At 38.7% G+C, this 16,856-nt stretch carries 14 protein-coding genes and 1 riboswitch; of the genes, 12 read left to right on the top strand and 2 right to left on the bottom strand.

Annotation, left to right across the window (positions count from 1 at the left end):
- Window positions 1-381 precede the first annotated feature (381 nt).
- Window positions 382-1,938 (top strand): ribonuclease Y, encoded by a 1,557-nt coding sequence (gene rny, locus IGJ87_RS11535; RefSeq protein WP_002287336.1) that lies wholly within the window; start codon window positions 382-384, stop codon window positions 1,936-1,938.
- A gap of 78 nt (window positions 1,939-2,016) precedes the next feature.
- Here rny and proC read toward each other — a convergent pair whose 3' ends face one another.
- Entirely contained in the window at window positions 2,017-2,823 is an 807-nt protein-coding gene (proC, locus tag IGJ87_RS11530) for a pyrroline-5-carboxylate reductase (RefSeq protein WP_002296027.1), read from the bottom strand.
- Between the two features lie 140 nt (window positions 2,824-2,963).
- On the opposite strand from proC, the gene mprF reads away from it, so the two are divergent.
- The 9 genes from mprF to thiT all read left to right on the top strand — a co-directional run bounded on the left by mprF (window position 2,964) and on the right by thiT (window position 13,845).
- Window positions 2,964-5,537 (top strand): bifunctional lysylphosphatidylglycerol flippase/synthetase MprF, encoded by a 2,574-nt coding sequence (gene mprF, locus IGJ87_RS11525; protein WP_002287340.1) that lies wholly within the window; start codon window positions 2,964-2,966, stop codon window positions 5,535-5,537.
- 153 nt (window positions 5,538-5,690) lie between these two features.
- Complete coding sequence (ispE, locus tag IGJ87_RS11520; RefSeq protein ID WP_002296028.1) at window positions 5,691-6,542, top strand: 4-(cytidine 5'-diphospho)-2-C-methyl-D-erythritol kinase; 852 nt, start codon at window positions 5,691-5,693, stop codon at window positions 6,540-6,542.
- 244 nt (window positions 6,543-6,786) lie between these two features.
- Window positions 6,787-7,725 (top strand): metal ABC transporter substrate-binding protein, encoded by a 939-nt coding sequence (locus IGJ87_RS11515; RefSeq protein WP_002300362.1) that lies wholly within the window; start codon window positions 6,787-6,789, stop codon window positions 7,723-7,725.
- Between the two features lie 22 nt (window positions 7,726-7,747).
- Window positions 7,748-8,428, top strand: coding sequence for a metal ABC transporter ATP-binding protein (locus IGJ87_RS11510; protein WP_002287343.1), 681 nt, complete (start codon window positions 7,748-7,750; stop codon window positions 8,426-8,428).
- The gene (locus IGJ87_RS11505; protein ID WP_002287344.1) at window positions 8,401-9,225 is read left to right on the top strand and encodes a metal ABC transporter permease; all 825 of its coding nucleotides are present in this window, start codon (window positions 8,401-8,403) and stop codon (window positions 9,223-9,225) included. Before IGJ87_RS11510 ends, IGJ87_RS11505 begins: the two co-directional genes overlap by 28 nt.
- 166 nt (window positions 9,226-9,391) lie before the next feature.
- Window positions 9,392-10,210, top strand: a complete 819-nt coding sequence (purR, locus tag IGJ87_RS11500; protein WP_002287345.1) for a pur operon repressor — start codon at window positions 9,392-9,394, stop codon at window positions 10,208-10,210.
- A gap of 453 nt (window positions 10,211-10,663) precedes the next feature.
- Window positions 10,664-12,037: a bifunctional UDP-N-acetylglucosamine diphosphorylase/glucosamine-1-phosphate N-acetyltransferase GlmU gene (gene glmU, locus IGJ87_RS11495; RefSeq protein ID WP_002298200.1), complete on the top strand. Its 1,374-nt coding sequence runs from the start codon at window positions 10,664-10,666 to the stop codon at window positions 12,035-12,037.
- Window positions 12,038-12,130: 93 nt separating this feature from the next.
- Window positions 12,131-13,102 (top strand): ribose-phosphate diphosphokinase, encoded by a 972-nt coding sequence (locus IGJ87_RS11490; RefSeq protein ID WP_002287347.1) that lies wholly within the window; start codon window positions 12,131-12,133, stop codon window positions 13,100-13,102.
- Window positions 13,103-13,107: 5 nt separating this feature from the next.
- Window positions 13,108-13,210: riboswitch (TPP riboswitch) on the top strand.
- A gap of 65 nt (window positions 13,211-13,275) precedes the next feature.
- Window positions 13,276-13,845 carry an energy-coupled thiamine transporter ThiT gene (gene thiT, locus IGJ87_RS11485; protein WP_002301201.1) on the top strand — a complete coding sequence of 190 codons (570 nt, stop codon included), beginning with the start codon at window positions 13,276-13,278 and terminating at the stop codon, window positions 13,843-13,845.
- A gap of 80 nt (window positions 13,846-13,925) precedes the next feature.
- Here thiT and IGJ87_RS11480 read toward each other — a convergent pair whose 3' ends face one another.
- Window positions 13,926-14,699: a hypothetical protein gene (locus IGJ87_RS11480; protein WP_002298196.1), complete on the bottom strand. Its 774-nt coding sequence runs from the start codon at window positions 14,697-14,699 to the stop codon at window positions 13,926-13,928.
- Window positions 14,700-14,964: 265 nt separating this feature from the next.
- Between IGJ87_RS11480 and IGJ87_RS11475 the strand changes: the two genes are divergently transcribed.
- Window positions 14,965-16,665, top strand: coding sequence for a patatin-like phospholipase family protein (locus IGJ87_RS11475; RefSeq protein WP_002301203.1), 1,701 nt, complete (start codon window positions 14,965-14,967; stop codon window positions 16,663-16,665).
- The gene (locus IGJ87_RS11470) at window positions 16,635-16,853 is read left to right on the top strand and encodes a YdbC family protein (RefSeq protein ID WP_002287352.1); all 219 of its coding nucleotides are present in this window, start codon (window positions 16,635-16,637) and stop codon (window positions 16,851-16,853) included. The genes IGJ87_RS11475 and IGJ87_RS11470 overlap by 31 nt, the downstream gene beginning before the upstream one ends.
- The last annotated feature ends 3 nt before the right edge of the window (window positions 16,854-16,856 follow it).

Raw genomic sequence — 16,856 nt, 5'->3', positions numbered from 1 at the left:
GAAGAGTAGGTACTCTCCTTGACCTGCCGTTTTTTTATTGAATAAAGAAATCGTGAGTTATTTAATTATACGAGTGGGTACATAAAATAAAAATATCTGTTCATCTACAAAGAATAATTTAATAGAAAAGTTTCTCAATTTAAAGGTTTACCTATATGAAACTAGTGTCATTTATTTTAAAAACCATCGTTTAATGAATAAGTAGAAAGCCGTTTCTTTGTTTATTTAAAGTTGACACTACGGGGTACAAACATTAGAATAAAGTTGTGCATGTTTTTTGTACACATATATGCGAAGATGCATATTGACGAGTTTAGAATAATTTATCATAGAAGCTGTATAGATGATAAAAATGAAAAAGATAGTATGGAGGTGGATTTTATGGTATTCAACATTCTCCTCGCTATCATCGGTTTAATTGTCGGTCTTGGTTTAGGGTTTATGGTCGCAAAGTCACGTCACGAGAAAGAAATAGCTGGTGCACAATCATCAGCTGCTGGAATCATCGATAGTGCAAAAAAAGAAGCAGAAACTCTAAAAAAAGAAGCATTGTTAGAAGCTAAGGAAGAAAATCAGAAATACCGTTCTGAAGTTGAAAGTGAGCTGAGAGAAAGTAAGTTAGAATTAAAATCTCAAGAGAATCGTTTGATTCAACGCGAACAAACGCTGAATCGTAAAGATGACTCGTTAGAAAAACGCGAGAACTCACTTGAAAGTAAAGAAGAAGCACTTAGTTCAAAACAGCAATTAATTGAAGAGCGAGAAAAAGACGTTGAAAAAATGATTGAAGATCAACAAAAAGAACTAGAAAAAATTGCTGGTTTATCAAAAGAGGACGCACGAGATGTCATCATGAAATCGACTGAAGAAGAGCTGAATCATGAGTTAACTCTAATGGTAAAAGAATCTGAACAGCGTGCCAAAGAAGAAGCAGATCGCAAAGCGAAAAACTTATTATCATTAGCGATTCAACGCTGCGCAGCAGATCAAGTTTCAGAAACGACTGTTTCAGTCGTTACCCTTCCGAATGATGAAATGAAAGGTCGTATCATTGGACGAGAAGGTCGTAATATTCGAACGCTTGAGACGCTGACTGGTATCGATTTAATCATCGATGATACACCGGAAGCAGTTGTTCTTTCCGGATTCGATCCAATCCGAAGAGAAATCGCACGGATGACCTTGGAAAAACTGATACAAGATGGACGAATCCATCCAGCGCGTATCGAAGAAATGGTCGAGAAATCTCGTAAAGAAATGGATGAACGTATTCGCGAATACGGGGAAGAGGCAGCGTTTGAAGTCGGTGCTCATACACTTCATCCAGATCTAATCAAGATCATCGGACGTCTGCGATTCAGAACTAGTTATGGACAAAACGTCTTGAAGCATTCGGTCGAGGTTGCAAAATTAGCTGGTATCTTAGCAGCAGAGCTTGGCGAAGATATCCAATTAGCAAAACGTGCCGGGTTGCTCCATGATATTGGGAAAGCACTTGACCATGAGATTGAAGGATCTCACGTTGAGATCGGTGCGGAATTAGCTGCCAAGTACAAAGAAAACCCAGTAGTAATCAACGCGATCGCTTCTCATCATGGAGATGTGGAAGCTACTTCTGTTATCTCTGTCCTTGTAGCTGCAGCAGATGCGCTCTCAGCAGCAAGACCTGGTGCGCGAAGTGAATCATTAGAAAACTACATCCGTCGTTTAAGAAGTCTGGAAAATATTTCGAACAGCTTCGCCGGTGTAGAATCAAGTTACGCAGTTCAAGCTGGACGCGAAGTTCGGGTAATGGTCAAGCCAGAAGAAATCTCGGATTTAGACGCTGTTCGTTTAGTACGTGATATTCGTAAACGAATCGAAGAAGAACTGGATTATCCTGGACACATCAAAGTAATCGTTATTCGGGAAACTCGTGCAACTGATTATGCTAAATAATAAAAAATACAAAAGAAGAGCCGCGGCAAAAGCCACAGCTCTTCTTTTTTTGTAAGGCACGAAAAAACATTGCTATCATTATTTTTTATTCAACATCTCAAGATCTTTCTCGATCGTCGTATTGATTCCTTTGATGATTGCTGGGATGAATCCTGCTTCTTCTAAGGCAACTACACCTGCAACAGTTGTACCGCCAGGAGAAGAAACTTGGTCTACAAGTTCCCATGGATTTTTATCACTTGAAAGGAATTTTTGACAAGAACCCATAATTGCTTTTGCAGCAATCTCAGTGGCTGTCTGTTTGGACAAACCATTCAGTACACCAGTCCGTCCCATCGCATCGATCAGCATGTAAACGAATGCGGGTGAGCTGCCAGCAAGGCCAATGAATGTACTGAAATCTGATTCTGCTAAAGGATAGACGCTGCCGATTGCTTCAAAAATCATCGTAGCTTGCTGAAGCTGTTCCTCCGTGGCAGCTTCATTTTTGCAAATCGCAGAAACGCCTGCTCCTACGCTGACATTGACATTCGGCATCACACGTACGATGGAGGCCTGAGGATCTTCAAGCGCTGTTTCTAAATCTGTTAATGATTTTCCTGAAGCAATAGAAATGAATAAGACTTTCTGGCTATATTCTCTTAGTTCTTCCAATACTTTTTCAATGATTTTTGGTTTCACGGCTAAAAGAACGATATCTGATTGTGATGCAACTTCCTGATTACTTTTGCATGCATGGACGCCAGTTTCAGCAGCAAATTTTTGTGCATTTTCAAAATGTCCACTGGAAACGAACACCTCTTCTTTCGAGACTGTTCCTTTTTTTAATAAACCATCAATAATAGCTTGTGCCATATTCCCTGTGCCGATAAATCCTACTTTCATGTTATCCTCTCCTTTAGCATTAGGATATCTTTCTTTTTCTATCATCGCAAGCAAAGAACAGGTCTAAAGTGGAAAAATTAAAATAAATAAGATAACATTGGGGTATGACACAAAAGTATACAAGTTAGGAATGGGAAAATGTGAAAAATAAACGATACTTGATGCTGCAATGGATAAAGGAACATAGTCTGATTTTAAAACTGATTTTTTTCGGCTCCGTGTTAGTCTTTGTGGCAAATCAAGTCGCAAATATTGCTAATGGCATGAGTTGGCAAGATATTTGGCAAAGGATGGGACAACAAAGCCGCATGACGATCCTGCTCATGATTCTGGCTGGACTGCTGGGTGTCACTCCGATGTTGTTGTATGATTGGGTGACGATCAGAGTCTTAGAAAAACAAGGAAAACCAAAAATGGAAAGAAAAGAGTTTCTTCTTGCTGCGTGGGTAACAAACACGATCAACAATCTCGCCGGTTTTGGTGGTGTGGTAGGAGCAAGTCTGCGGGCTAGTTTTTATGGAAAGCAGACAAATAGAAAAATGGTTTTAGCCACTGTATCAAAAGTCGCACTATTTATGCTGACTGGTTTGTCTGTATGGTCGTTTCTTACATTTATTGATGTCTTTTTTATTCAGTCAGAAAGTATTTTTCGAAGCTATTGGATCTGGCTTTTCGGCGGTAGTTTTTTAGCACCAGTCATTTTCTTTTTTGCTTATCTAAAGAGAAAGACATTGTTCTTCGAGTTTTATCCAAAAGGCTTGCTTGGTCTGCTACTGGCATCCTTTGGACAATGGACGGGAGCCCTTGCGGTATTTTTGATCATCGGCAAGTTGATGAGAATAGATATTTCGATGCTTTCGATCTATCCTATGTTCATGATTGCTACATTGATAGGAATGCTGACGATGGTCCCAGGTGGAATGGGGACTTTTGACGTTTTGATGATCTTAGGAATGAGTCAATTGTCTGTTCGGCAAGATGTAGCAGTAGTTTGGCTATTATATTATCGGTTGTTTTATTATGTTCTACCTTTTATGACGGGACTTCTATTGTTCATCACACATACAGGAGTCAAAATCAATCGATTTTTAGATAACATTCCGCGACTGTTTTTCCAAAAGGTTGCGCATATCGTGCTCGTAAGTGCTGTCTATTTTGCGGGGATCATGATGGTACTTCTATCAACAATCACTAATCTGTCTGCAATCAGTCGGCTATTTCAAGTATTATTGCCGTTCTCATTCAATTTTTTAGATCAGACAGTGAATCTATTGGTTGGCTTTTTATTACTCGGCCTTGCTAGAGCACTTTCAGTAAAAGTCAAAAAGGCATTTCTGCCTACGATTGCTTTACTATCTTTTGGTATTTTAAATACAATCACACGTACGTTATCTTGGCAGTTGATATTGGTATATGTCTTGATTCTGTTAGCTGTGTGGTTATCCAGAAAAGAATTTTATCGAACAAAATTCGTTTATTCTTGGGGAGCTATAATCTTTGATGCTAGCTTGTTCGGCTTTTTGTTTATCGTTTACGCAATTGCAGGCTATCACAGCGGACGCTTTTTAGTCGGTCGAATAACAGGAAATCATTTTATTTTGTTTCCTTCAGATGATGTGTGGTTCTCAGGGCTTATTGGTTTGGGCATCTCATTGCTAGCTTTAGTGGCGCTTTATCAATATTTAGCTGAAGATACTACGAAGCTTGGCAGTGAGTACGAAAAAGACCGTTTTGACCGTTTATTGGAAACATACGGAGGCACAGCTACAAGCCATCAGCTTCGCTTGTCAGGTTACAGTTATTTTTATTACCAAGAAGACGACCAAGATCAAGTCGTTTTTGGTTATCAGATCAAAGGAAACAAATGCTTTGTTTTAGGAGATCCAGTTGGCAATCCTAAAATGATGCGGGCAGCAACGAATCAGTTTATGAAACAAGCAGATTGTTTAGGCTATCAGCTTGCGTTTTATAAGATATCAGAAAGCTACGTAGTGATGCTTCATGAATTGGGTTTTCACTTCACGAAAGTAGGTGAAGCAGGGATTGTTGATCTAGCAACAGAAGACTTGTCTCGGCTGAGTCAGCAACTTGAATATCAACGTTTGATGAAAGAAGGATACCATTTTACTTGGTACGATCAACTGCCGGAAGAATTACATCAAGCTGTAAATGAAGTTTCACAAAAATGGCTTCAAGGTGCACGAGAAAAATACTTCTCTGTGGGACGATTTGATAAATCATATGTATTATCTAGCGGTGTCGGTATTGTCCGTAAAGATCAAAAAGTCGTTGGCTTCATCACCGCTCAGCCGATGACGAAGAAGCAGGCGGGATATGATTTGTTGCGGGTCTTACCTAAAGAATCTGAGGAATTAGCTGACTATCTGTTAGCCAATCTGTTTATTGTATACGAGAAAATGGGCTACTCGGAAGCCAATCTAGGCTTAGCTCCATTAGCTAATGTTGGAGAAACAGATTTTTCTTTCTTTCAAGAAAAAGTCATGCATATCGTATATAATTATGGTAATTTTTTCTATTCCTTCCAGTCTGCTTATGAAAAGAAATTAAAATATGTCGATCATTGGGAAGGACGTTATTTTGCTTATAGGAAAGGAAGTAATTTCGGATTTGCTACCATGCAGCTACTCAGTCTGATAGGAAAAGAAAAAGGAAATGTTCCGAGTTTGGCAGAAGAAGTGCTCACAGAATTATAAGAATCACTAGAACTTGTTTGGATTATGAAGAGAAAATTCTGTGAAAGCTGTTGAAACGATGACAAAATCAACCACTAGGCAGACATAAGCTATACTTTTATTTTTCCCTATGATAGAATACTTGCGACTTAGACTTTTCGAATGGGTGAGAGGATGGAATTGATTGAAAAAGCGCCAGCCAAGATAAATTTAGGACTGGATGTATTATATAGACGGCAAGATGGGTATCATGAGTTGGAAATGGTGATGTCGAGCGTAGACTTGGCAGATCATCTATTTTTTGAAGAAATAACAGAAGACAAAATCATTGTAGAAACAAATAAAGCATTTTTACCGGTAGATGAACGGAACAATGTTTATCAAGCTGCTTTATTGCTAAAAAATAAATACAATATCAAAACCGGTGTCAAGATCTTTGTTAAGAAGAATATTCCAGTAGCAGCTGGATTAGGCGGAGGAAGTACAGACTGTGCAGCTGCTCTAAGAGGGATCAACCAATTATGGAATCTGGGCTGTTCGTTAGAAGAACTGGCAGAAATCGGTTTGGAAGTCGGTACAGATGTTCCTTACTGTGTCTACGGAAGTACGGCATTTGTCGGTGGCAAAGGGGAAGAAATCCAAGTATTACCTTCTATGCCACAGTGCTGGGTTGTGTTGGTCAAACCAAGAATGAGTGTCTCTACACGTACAGTGTTTAGAGAAGTAGATACGCAAGCCATCCAACATCAAGACATCCACGGACTTGCTGAAGCCATCCGAGAGCAAGATTATCAGCAGATGATCAAAAAAATGGGAAACAGTTTAGAAGATATAACGGGAAAGCGGCATCCAGTCATCCATCAAATCAAAGAGCGTATGATCAAGTACGGAGCAGATGCTGCATTGATGAGTGGAAGCGGACCAACCGTTTTTGCCTTGTGTCAACATTATTCAAGAGCGCAGAGAGTATATAATGGGTTAAAAGGTTTTTGTGAGGAAGTTTATTTAGTACGAACCCTGCAATAAAATATAAGAAGTAAAATAAGTGATGAAAAACTGAGGAATCCTAAAATGGTATTCTTCAGTTTTTTATTGTAGTGAAATGGCTAGATATGAGCAGCAACTCATCCATTTTACGATTTAATCAAGAATATACATGCTTAAATCAGAAATTGATGGATTTCTATTGACTGTGTTTTTTTATTTTGATACATTAGTTCACGTTAATAAATCGTAAAATTCCGATTTGTTCATTGAAAGGAGCATATAAATGAAAAAATATCTTTTGACAGCTACGGTAATGATAGGTGCTTTACTGTTTGCAGCATGTGGAAATACGAACAAGGAAGCAGACAAAAAAGAGGATTTGACGATCGTTACGACTTTTTATCCGATGTATGATTTTACAAAAGAGATCGTAGGGGATGAAGGAAACGTGAAACTTTTGATCCCTGCTGGAACGGAGCCGCATGATTTCGAACCAAGTGCAAAAGAAAGAGCAGAAATTTCCGATGCAGATGTTTTCGTGTATAATAGTTCAGACATGGAATTTTTTGTGGATTCGTTAAAGGATTCAGTGGATAGCAAACAGACCTTGATGATCGAAGCAGCTAAAGGAATCGACCGTTTAGAATCGCAAGAAGCAGACGAACATGAAGAATCAGAAGAAGGGCATGATCATTCACATGAATACGATCCACATGTTTGGCTCGATCCGGTATTAGCTATAAAAGAAGTCAGAACGATTGCTGAAGAATTAGGCGAAAAATATCCAGATAAAAAGGAAACTTTTACGAAGAATGCCGATGCTTATATCAAAAAGCTTGAAGCACTGGATCAAAAATACTCCGATGAGCTAAAAGATGCAACAAACCGCACATTTGTCACTCAGCATGCTGCTTTTGCTTATTTAGCGAATCAATACGACTTAAAACAAGTAGCGATTTCGGGCGTTTCACCAGATCAGGAACCCACACCAAGTCGCTTAGCTGAGCTAAAAGAATTTGTGAAGAAAAACAACATCAAAGTGATTTATTTTGAAGAAAATGCCTCTTCGAAGGTAGCTGAGACATTGTCGAATGAAACAGGAGTGAAGCTAGAAGTGTTGAATCCTTTAGAAAGCTTGACTAATGAACAAATCAAAGCAGGCGAAAATTATATTTCTGTCATGGAAAAAAATCTGAAAGCTTTAAAAGAAAGTATCAATTAAGTTTTAGAATGGAGGTTGTAAGGTGCGTTATATCGAAATATCTGATTTGACCTTTTACTATGATGATGAACCTGTACTAGAAGATGTCTCTTATCATGTAGATGCGGGTGAATTTGTCATTTTAACTGGAGAAAATGGAGCAGCCAAGTCAACCTTGGTGAAAGCATCGTTAGGATTACTGAAACCTTCAAAAGGAATGATAAAGATTGCTGAGAAAAATCAAGAAGGAAAAAAATTAAGTATCGGTTATATTCCCCAACAAGTTGCATCTTTCAATGCAGGTTTTCCTAGTACGGTGATCGAATTAGTCCGTTCAGGAAGATATCCAAGAGGCCGCTGGTTCAAGCGTCTCTCTGAAAAAGATCATCAACATGTACAGCGTGCTTTAGAAGCTGTAGGGATGTGGGATATGCGAAATCGGCGAATAGGTGAATTGTCTGGCGGACAAAAGCAGCGAATCAGTTTAGCGCGTATTTTTGCTACTGACCCTGACTTATTTGTTCTTGATGAACCAACAACAGGTATGGATGAAGAATCCAGAAATGAATTTTATCGTCTTCTCCGACATAGTGCGCATGTCCATGGGAAATCAGTTCTAATGATCACCCATGATCATGAAGATATCAAACAGTATGCGGACAGACAGATCCGACTGGTGAGAAAGGAGGATTCTCAATGGCGTTGCTTTCATATGAATTCATGAGAAGAGCGTTTCTTGCCGCTATCTTCATTGCCGGAATCGCCCCGATGCTAGGTGTGTTTTTAGTGATCAGAAGACAATCGCTGATGGCTGATACGCTTTCTCATGTCTCTTTAGCAGGGGTAGCGTTAGGATTCTTTTTGAACCTTAATCCTACACTTACGACCATGCTAGTCGTTGTATTAGCAGCTGTGATATTGGAGTATCTGCGAACGATCTACCGAACCTATTCAGAAATCTCCATTGCCATTTTAATGGCTGGTGGTTTGGCGCTAGCGTTAGTATTGATGAATTTGAGCGGAGGGAATTCAGCAACAAGTATCCAATCCTATCTGTTTGGTTCGATCGTGACTATTACATGGGAGCAAGTCATCTTTTTAGGAATCTTATTCGTTGCCATCGGTATATTGTTCTTTTTATTCAAACGGCCGATGTATGTTCTGACTTTTGATGAAGATACCGCCCACGTGGATGGGCTACCCGTTCATTTGATGTCGATGATGTTCAATGTGATTACTGGTGTGGCTATTGCTGTGATGATCCCGATTGCCGGTGCACTTTTGATATCCGCAATCATGGTTCTTCCCGCAGCAATCGGTATGCGATTAGGCAAAAGCTTCAATGTCGTGATTGCTATCAGTGTTTGTGTAGGATTTCTAGGGATGCTGTCAGGACTAACTAGCTCGTTTTATCTAGATACACCTCCAGGAGCAACAATCACATTAGTCTTTATTGCTTTGTTCCTGATTGTAAATATCATCAAACGAATATTGGTTGCCTTCAGAAGAAAAAATAACTAAATTATAAAGAAAAGAAGCCTTATAAAAACGAAAAATTTTTTATAGGCTTCTTTTTATTTTAATAAATACCGAACTATTTTCTTATTTTTTCATAAAATGCTCGAATTTTTGAAGAAAAACTTATATAATGTAAAACGATAAAATTTCTTAAAAGGAGTTGGAATAGGTGAAAGTACGTCGCAGTGAACGTCTAGTTGACATGACACAGTATTTATTGAATCACCCGCATGAATTGATTTCCTTAACAAGCTTTGCCGAACGTTATGAATCTGCTAAATCTTCTATCAGTGAAGATTTGGGAATCATCAAGAAAACATTTAAAGAACGAGGGTATGGAACCTTGGAAACAATCCCAGGTGCTGCAGGTGGTGTATTGTTCATCCCTGAAATTTCATATGAAGAGGCGAAAAAATATATTGAATCTCTAGCAGAACGTCTATCAGAACAAGACCGTCTGCTTCCAGGAGGATATGTTTATCTCTCTGATTTGTTAGGAGAACCTGAACTGCTGCGTCAAGTTGGAAGAATCATTGCTTCTAAATACCTTGGTGAAAAAATCGATGCTGTAATGACTGTAGCCACAAAAGGCGTACCTATTGCCCAAGCTGTGTCCTATTATCTGAATGCGCCATTCGTTATTGTACGCCGGGACTCAAAAATAACAGAAGGATCAACAGTAAGTGTCAACTATGTGTCTGGATCTTCTGAAAGAATTGAAAAGATGGAACTGTCTAAGAGAAGTTTGAAACGTGGTTCACGTGTCCTTGTAGTGGATGATTTCATGAAAGGCGGCGGAACAGTAAACGGAATGAAGAGCTTGATTGAAGAATTCGAATCAGAACTTGTTGGCATCACTGTATTTGCCGAATCAAAATTCAACGGTCATCGCGCCATCGATGATTATACGTCACTGCTTTATGTCAAAGATGTAGATACTCAAACGAAAAATATTACGGTTGTGCCGGGAAATTATTTTTCAGAATAAGAGGTTGTGAAAAAGCCGCTTAGTTTCGAGTAGTAAGAAAAATTTTGTGAAAATGGCTTTCCACATTTTTTCATAAATTTGGCTTAATACCGAGAAACTGGCTTTTGAACACCGTTTATCTAGAGGTTGTGAAATCATCAGCGTCCTGTCCTGAGCTAATACCGAAGGTCAGCTGATTGAAAAACGTTTAATGAAGAGGTTGTAAGCCTACCGTTTAACTCTAAGTCACAAGAAACGATTTCAAAAAACAGCTTTTCATGTTTTATGAGTAGTGTGACTTGTGACCGAGGAGTTGGCAGGAGAGCACCGGTTACCAAATAGATAGGCCCTTTATGGTCTATCTATTTTTTTATCCAGAAAACGCTGAGATAAAAGAAAATCACTTGTTTTGTTGAAAAAATGGGTATACTGGGATAAACTGAAATCAGCAAACTATATTTAGGAGTGACGCAGTTGGACGCACGTTATGCAATTATTTTGGCGGCAGGGAAAGGTACCCGCATGAAGTCAAAATTATATAAAGTTTTACATCCCGTTTCTGGTAAACCTATGGTAGAACATATCATTAATCGGGTCAGTGAAACGAAACCAGATGAAGTGATTACGATCGTTGGACACGGAGCAGAACAAGTTAAAGCACAACTAGGGGAACGCAGTAAATATGCGTTACAAGCAGAACAATTGGGAACAGGACATGCTGTTTTGCAAGCTGCTTCTTTCTTGGAAGGAAAAAAAGGAACAACGTTAGTTATCAGTGGAGATACACCATTATTGACTACTGAAACGCTGAACAATCTTTTTGAATATCACCAAGGAAAAAATGCAAGTGCAACGATCTTGACGGCACAAGCAGAAAACCCAACAGGATATGGACGAATCATCCGTGACCATATTGGGATCGTAGAAAAAATCGTGGAACAAAAAGATGCAACACCAGAAGAAGCTCTTGTACAAGAAATCAATACAGGAACTTACTGTTTTGACAACGAAGCTTTGTTCGATGCGTTAAGCAAAGTTGGAACAAACAATGCTCAAGGTGAATACTATCTAACAGATATCATCGAAATCTTAAAAGAAGAAGGCAATACAGTTGCTGCTTATCAAACGGATGATTTTGAAGAATCAATGGGAGTCAATGATCGGATCGCGTTAGCTAAAGCAAATGAGATCATGAGAAAGCGAATTAACCAGATGCATATGGTCAATGGCGTAAGCTTTGTCGATTCAGCAACGACATACATCGATGCAGGTGTAGAAATCGGTCCAGACACATTGATCGAAGCAGGTGTACAAATCCAAGGAAATACAGTCATCGGTTCGGATTGTGTCATCGGGGCACATTCAAAAATCGTAGACAGTAGGATTGAGGATCACGTCGTCATTGAAAACTCAGTCATTGAAAGCAGCCATGTCAAGAAACATGCAGATGTGGGACCTTATGCACATTTACGACCAAAAGCTGAAATTGGCGAAAACGTCCATATCGGAAACTTTGTGGAAGTGAAAAATGCTCAAATCGGCAAAGGAACTAAAGTCGGTCACTTGACTTATGTTGGTGATGCTACGCTGGGAGAAGAAATCAATGTCGGATGTGGTGTTGTCTTCGTCAACTATGATGGAAAGAACAAACATCATACGACTGTCGGCGACCACAGCTTTATTGGTTCTAGCACGAATATCATCGGACCTGTCGAGGTAGCTAAAAACAGTTCGATTGCTGCCGGGTCAACAATTACAGACAATATTCCAGAATATGCGCTGGCAATTGCGAGAGCAAGACAAGTCAATAAAGAAGGATATGCAAAAAAACTCCCTTATCTAAACTAAGACTTTTGCAAAATCACTTGATTTATTTAAAAAATATGACTACTATTTATTAGGTAGAATTCTAGAGTTGTGAAAAAGAAAGTGGAGGTCCCCATGTCAAAACATTACTTTGACCCAAGATTAAAAATTTTTGCGTTAAATTCCAATCGCCCATTAGCAGAGAAAATTGCAGCAGCAGTCGGCGTCGAGTTAGGAAAATCATCTGTTACTCAATTTAGTGATGGAGAAATTCAAGTAAATATTGAAGAAAGTATTCGTGGATCGCATGTCTATGTTATTCAATCAACGAGCAGCCCAGTCAATGATAACTTGATGGAGTTGCTGATCATGATTGACGCACTGAAACGAGCAAGTGCAAAAACAATCAACGTAGTCATGCCTTATTATGGCTACGCGCGTCAAGACCGTAAAGCACGTGCACGGGAACCAATCACAGCGAAATTAGTAGCAAACATGATTCAAAAAGCTGGTGCAACAAGAATGCTGACTTTGGACCTTCATGCAGTCCAAATCCAAGGTTTCTTTGATATTCCAGTCGATCATTTGATGGGTGCGCCACTTATTGCCAATTATTTCTTAGAAAAAGGAATCAAAGGCGATGATGTTGTCGTTGTTTCACCAGACCATGGTGGTGTCACACGGGCACGTAAATTAGCGGAATTTTTGAAATCTCCGATTGCGATCATAGACAAACGCCGTCCAAAAGCAAATGTTGCAGAAGTAATGAATATCATTGGACAAGTCAAAGGCAAAACTTGTGTACTGATCGATGATATGATCGATACAGCAGGTACGATCACATTGGCTGCCAATGCTTTGAAAGAAGCTGGTGCAACCAGTGTGTATGCTTCATGTACACATCCAGTATTATCCGGCCCTGCTTTACAAAGAATAGAAGATTCAGCTATCGAGCGTCTAGTTGTTACAGACTCGATCTATCTTCCAGAAGATCGTAAAATCGACAAAATCGATGAAGTAAGTGTTGGCGGACTAATGGGAGATGCAATCAAACGTATCCATGAAAACAAACCAGTTAGTCCATTGTTTGAAACAAAAAATAAATAATAAATAAACTCACAAAGGGGAGTCCAATTGGGCTGAGATTGAATCTATTTCTAAACCCTTCGTACCTGTATCGGTTATGCGAGCGTAGGAATTGTGAATAAACAGCTGTTTGACTATTTTCGAAAGCTGCTTCCTCCTTTGTGACTTTTTTATTCAAAGGAGGAAGTTTTTTTATGGGAAAAAATAGAGTTTGGGTAGAAGGAACGATTGTTGCAGCGTTAGCGATGGTGTTGTCGTTGATTCCGATCCAGATCGGCAGCAGTTTTTCTATTTCATTAGGGCAGATTCCATTGACTCTTTTTGCGTTAAGAAGAGGGACAAAGGCAGGGATGCTGGCAGGTTTCATTTGGGGCATCCTACATTTTCCGTTGGGACAAGTTTATTATTTAAGTGTCGTTCAAGTGTTGATTGAGTACCCGATTGCCTATACTTTTGCAGGCGCAGCAGGGCTCATGGCTTCAAATGTCCAAAAAGGCTATGTAGACGATAATACGAAACAAATTAGAAAAAGCATCGTGTTTGGTGCATTGATTGGCGCACTTTCCAGATATTTTTGGCATTTTATTGCAGGAGTGGTTTTCTGGGGAGCGTATGCACTATGGGGGATGAATCCTTGGCTCTTTTCTTTCGTAATGAATGGTGCCAGCGGGTTGAGTACAGCTATTGTAACGATCATCGTTTTATTAGGGATCCAACAAACGATTCCTTCGATTTTTGTGCCAGATAAACGACAGGAGCTGTAAATAAAAAAGAAGCAAGAAACTTGAGACAGAATCATGTCCTAGTTTCTTGTTTCCTTTTTATTTTTTGATAAGAAATAGATCTACTTCAATGGCAGATAAGAAAGATCGGCATCTTCCACCAATTGCCAGTGTCGATCGGTGACAGAGTAGATTAAAGTAGCGATGATTTCCTCTTCTCGATACCGGGTGCCTTTTAATTTCCAAATATAATCTTCAATCACATAGATTGGGATACGATATTCACCATCGATCAAACCAACTTGATCAAAAGAAAAAATGATCCCTTCCTGCATCAAATTACGCATTTCTTTCAATAATTCCACACTGATTTTTTCAACAGGTGTTTCTTTTTTGAAAAAAGATTTTTTTACATTGATCTTATCTGACAAGATCGAACTTAATTTACTAGCAAAAATCCTATAAAATTCATCTAAATAGCGATAATAAATCCGATTCAGCTGATCATTAAGATCGAAGTATACAAAATTATTCTGTAGTTTATAAAAAAACGGCGAATGAAGATGTGTTTTCATATGACCAAAATATAATAATTCTGAAATTTCTAAAGGTGTCAATTCTTTCAGCATCGTTAAATCAGTAAAGTCGATCCACTTCAATTCATCGAATCCACGCCTGTTACGAGAAGAGGAAAAGAAACGCTGAATATTTTCTGTACCACGGATTACTTTCAGCCCTGTATGGGATTCATATTCTCCAGCAGAAGCAGATGGATCAAGCAAGAGCAAGTTTTGAGGAAAATGCACGATACTGTTTGCAAAGTCAGTAGCAGTCAGCCCTTTTGTTAAAACAGCATTACTTGTGGTATCAATATGTACATAAACTGACTCAGTCATCATGTTCCTCCTCTTATTTCCTCTTAATCTCTTTTATTTTACAACATTTGCATTAAAAAAGCTTGTTTCTTTTATTTTAAAATTCCATTACAAAATCACGTTTTCATTGAAAACACTCTCATTTTCAATTAATTTTTGTGATTTTTGTATTTTTTATTTAAAGGAGGTTTTATGAATTGTTTTCTTATGGAATCTACAAAGTCGAATACGAGACTCATGACCTTTTTATGACGTACTGGTATACTTGAAGAAAAAGGAGAGAGCGATGGAGATAAAAAAAGTTTACTTTTCACAGAAAATGTCGCTGTATTCGCCTATCCAGCAAGCAAAACAACCCCTTCCATTTTTTCAAAGTCATCAAGAAAGTAGAGACGCTTTTTGGCGTTCTGCAAAAAAGCAATGTGCTTTTAAAGCAGTATCGAAAAAATATACCGTCTATTTTACTATTGCTAAAAGTAGAGGAAATGTTATTTTTAATAATCTGTTGATTGAAGGTGAAACTTTTGAATGGAAAAATTTTTTTCGGTATATGGAAGCTTGCGCTCGTTTTTTTATTAAAGAAAACTGTTGTTTTTTATTTCAATTTCCTCTATCAGAAGAATGGTTGCGTATTTTTCATAAAAACGGCTATCAAGGAACCACACAATTAAATAAAAAGCTGGTCTATCATACAGCACTTGTTTTAGGTGGAGGAGGAGCGCACGGTGCTTATCAGATTGGTGTGTGGCAGGCGCTGAAGGAACATGATATCAACTTTGAGATTATCACAGGTACATCGGTAGGTGCGTTGAACGGCGCATTGATTTTACAAGGAGATATGAAAAAAGCTGTGAATTTATGGAAAAAGCTGTCGACAAGACAAGTGCTTGCGTTACCAGAAATGGCTGCGGTTGAAGACCTTCGTGAACGCTTCTATCGAGAAAGACGCCAAATGACGAAAACAGCACTAATTGAAGGCGGGGTTTCTTCTGCTCCATTGGAAAAGATGGTCAAAGACAATTTAGATTTGTCCTTACTCAAACATAATCCCAAAATACGTTTATATACGGTGTCTACTAAACTGCCAGAACTAGCGGAAGTAGTGACTGATATCCAACAGACAAAAACAGAAGAAATACCAGATTGGATACTCGCCTCTGCTTCATTTTATCCCGCTATGGCTTATCGAAAGATCGGAAAAAATAAATATGCAGACGGTGGGTATCGCAACAAAATACCTATTGATATTGCGATTAACAAAGGAGCAACAGAGGCATTTGTCGTAGATGTGCAAGGGCCAGGCCCAGCGAAAAAAATTCGTATGCCAGACATTTTTATCCATTGGAAATGTCAAACATTGTGGACACTAGGCAGCTTTCTGCTTTTTGATGGCCAAAGGAACCAATTAAATTTACAATTAGGCTATCTGGAAATGAAAAAAAGATTAGGCTATTACTATGGGAACTGGTATACATTTCATTCTGTTAAACCTGCAAGAACATACTGGCGAGGATTTTTGTCTTACTTAACAAAAGAAATTCAGTTAGAATTATCTTTTTTCAAAAGCATAAAATTTTGGCAAAAACTGCGTAATTTATATAAGAACAGGGTCGTACCAGAGACATGCGGATTGGCGATGCTAGAACTTTTAGCAAAAAAACATTTTTTATTGCCCAATGAAATCTATCAAGTAGACATGATGATTCAAATGATCTGCCAACAAGATATAAAAAGTATGCCGAATGATTTATTGGCACAAATTGGTCAATTAAGTACTGAAGAATGGCGAAGGTATCGAAAATACCAGCAAAAAATACAAAATGAGCGCACGAAAACTGTTTATTTTGATTTTCTGCTACAAGGAAAACGCAAGGATCGTTTGCAGCATGAATTGCTTAAGCAACCAGTTGACACGTTACTGATCCTATATTTATATTATCTCAAGGAGGAACAACCATGGCACAAGAATTTTCATATGAAATCGTAGAAGAAATCGCTATATTGTCAGAAAACAACAAGGGGTGGCGTAAAGAACTGAACCTAGTCAGCTGGAATGGTCGCCCGCCAAAATTCGATCTTCGAGATTGGGCGCCAGACCATGAAAAAATGGGGAAAGGCCTGACATTGACGAACGAAGAGTTTGAACAACTGCAAAAAGCAATAGAAAATATGTAATGA

Source organism: Enterococcus sp. DIV1411a, assembly GCF_050531945.1.
Lineage (GTDB): Bacteria > Bacillota > Bacilli > Lactobacillales > Enterococcaceae > Enterococcus_B > Enterococcus_B faecium.
Note: the sequence above shows the minus strand (reverse complement) of the source record. Positions and strands in the feature narration are given on the sequence as shown.

Coding starts and splice junctions, on each gene's coding strand:
- IGJ87_RS11470 (WP_002287352.1), top strand. CDS start 16,635: ATGGCACAAGAATTTTCATATGAAATCGTAGAAGAAATCGCTATATTG.
- thiT (WP_002301201.1), top strand. CDS start 13,276: ATGGGAAAAAATAGAGTTTGGGTAGAAGGAACGATTGTTGCAGCGTTA.
- IGJ87_RS11475 (WP_002301203.1), top strand. CDS start 14,965: ATGGAGATAAAAAAAGTTTACTTTTCACAGAAAATGTCGCTGTATTCG.
- proC (WP_002296027.1), bottom strand. CDS start 2,823: ATGAAAGTAGGATTTATCGGCACAGGGAATATGGCACAAGCTATTATT.
- ispE (WP_002296028.1), top strand. CDS start 5,691: ATGGAATTGATTGAAAAAGCGCCAGCCAAGATAAATTTAGGACTGGAT.
- IGJ87_RS11490 (WP_002287347.1), top strand. CDS start 12,131: ATGTCAAAACATTACTTTGACCCAAGATTAAAAATTTTTGCGTTAAAT.
- IGJ87_RS11505 (WP_002287344.1), top strand. CDS start 8,401: ATGGCGTTGCTTTCATATGAATTCATGAGAAGAGCGTTTCTTGCCGCT.
- IGJ87_RS11480 (WP_002298196.1), bottom strand. CDS start 14,699: ATGACTGAGTCAGTTTATGTACATATTGATACCACAAGTAATGCTGTT.
- IGJ87_RS11515 (WP_002300362.1), top strand. CDS start 6,787: ATGAAAAAATATCTTTTGACAGCTACGGTAATGATAGGTGCTTTACTG.
- rny (WP_002287336.1), top strand. CDS start 382: ATGGTATTCAACATTCTCCTCGCTATCATCGGTTTAATTGTCGGTCTT.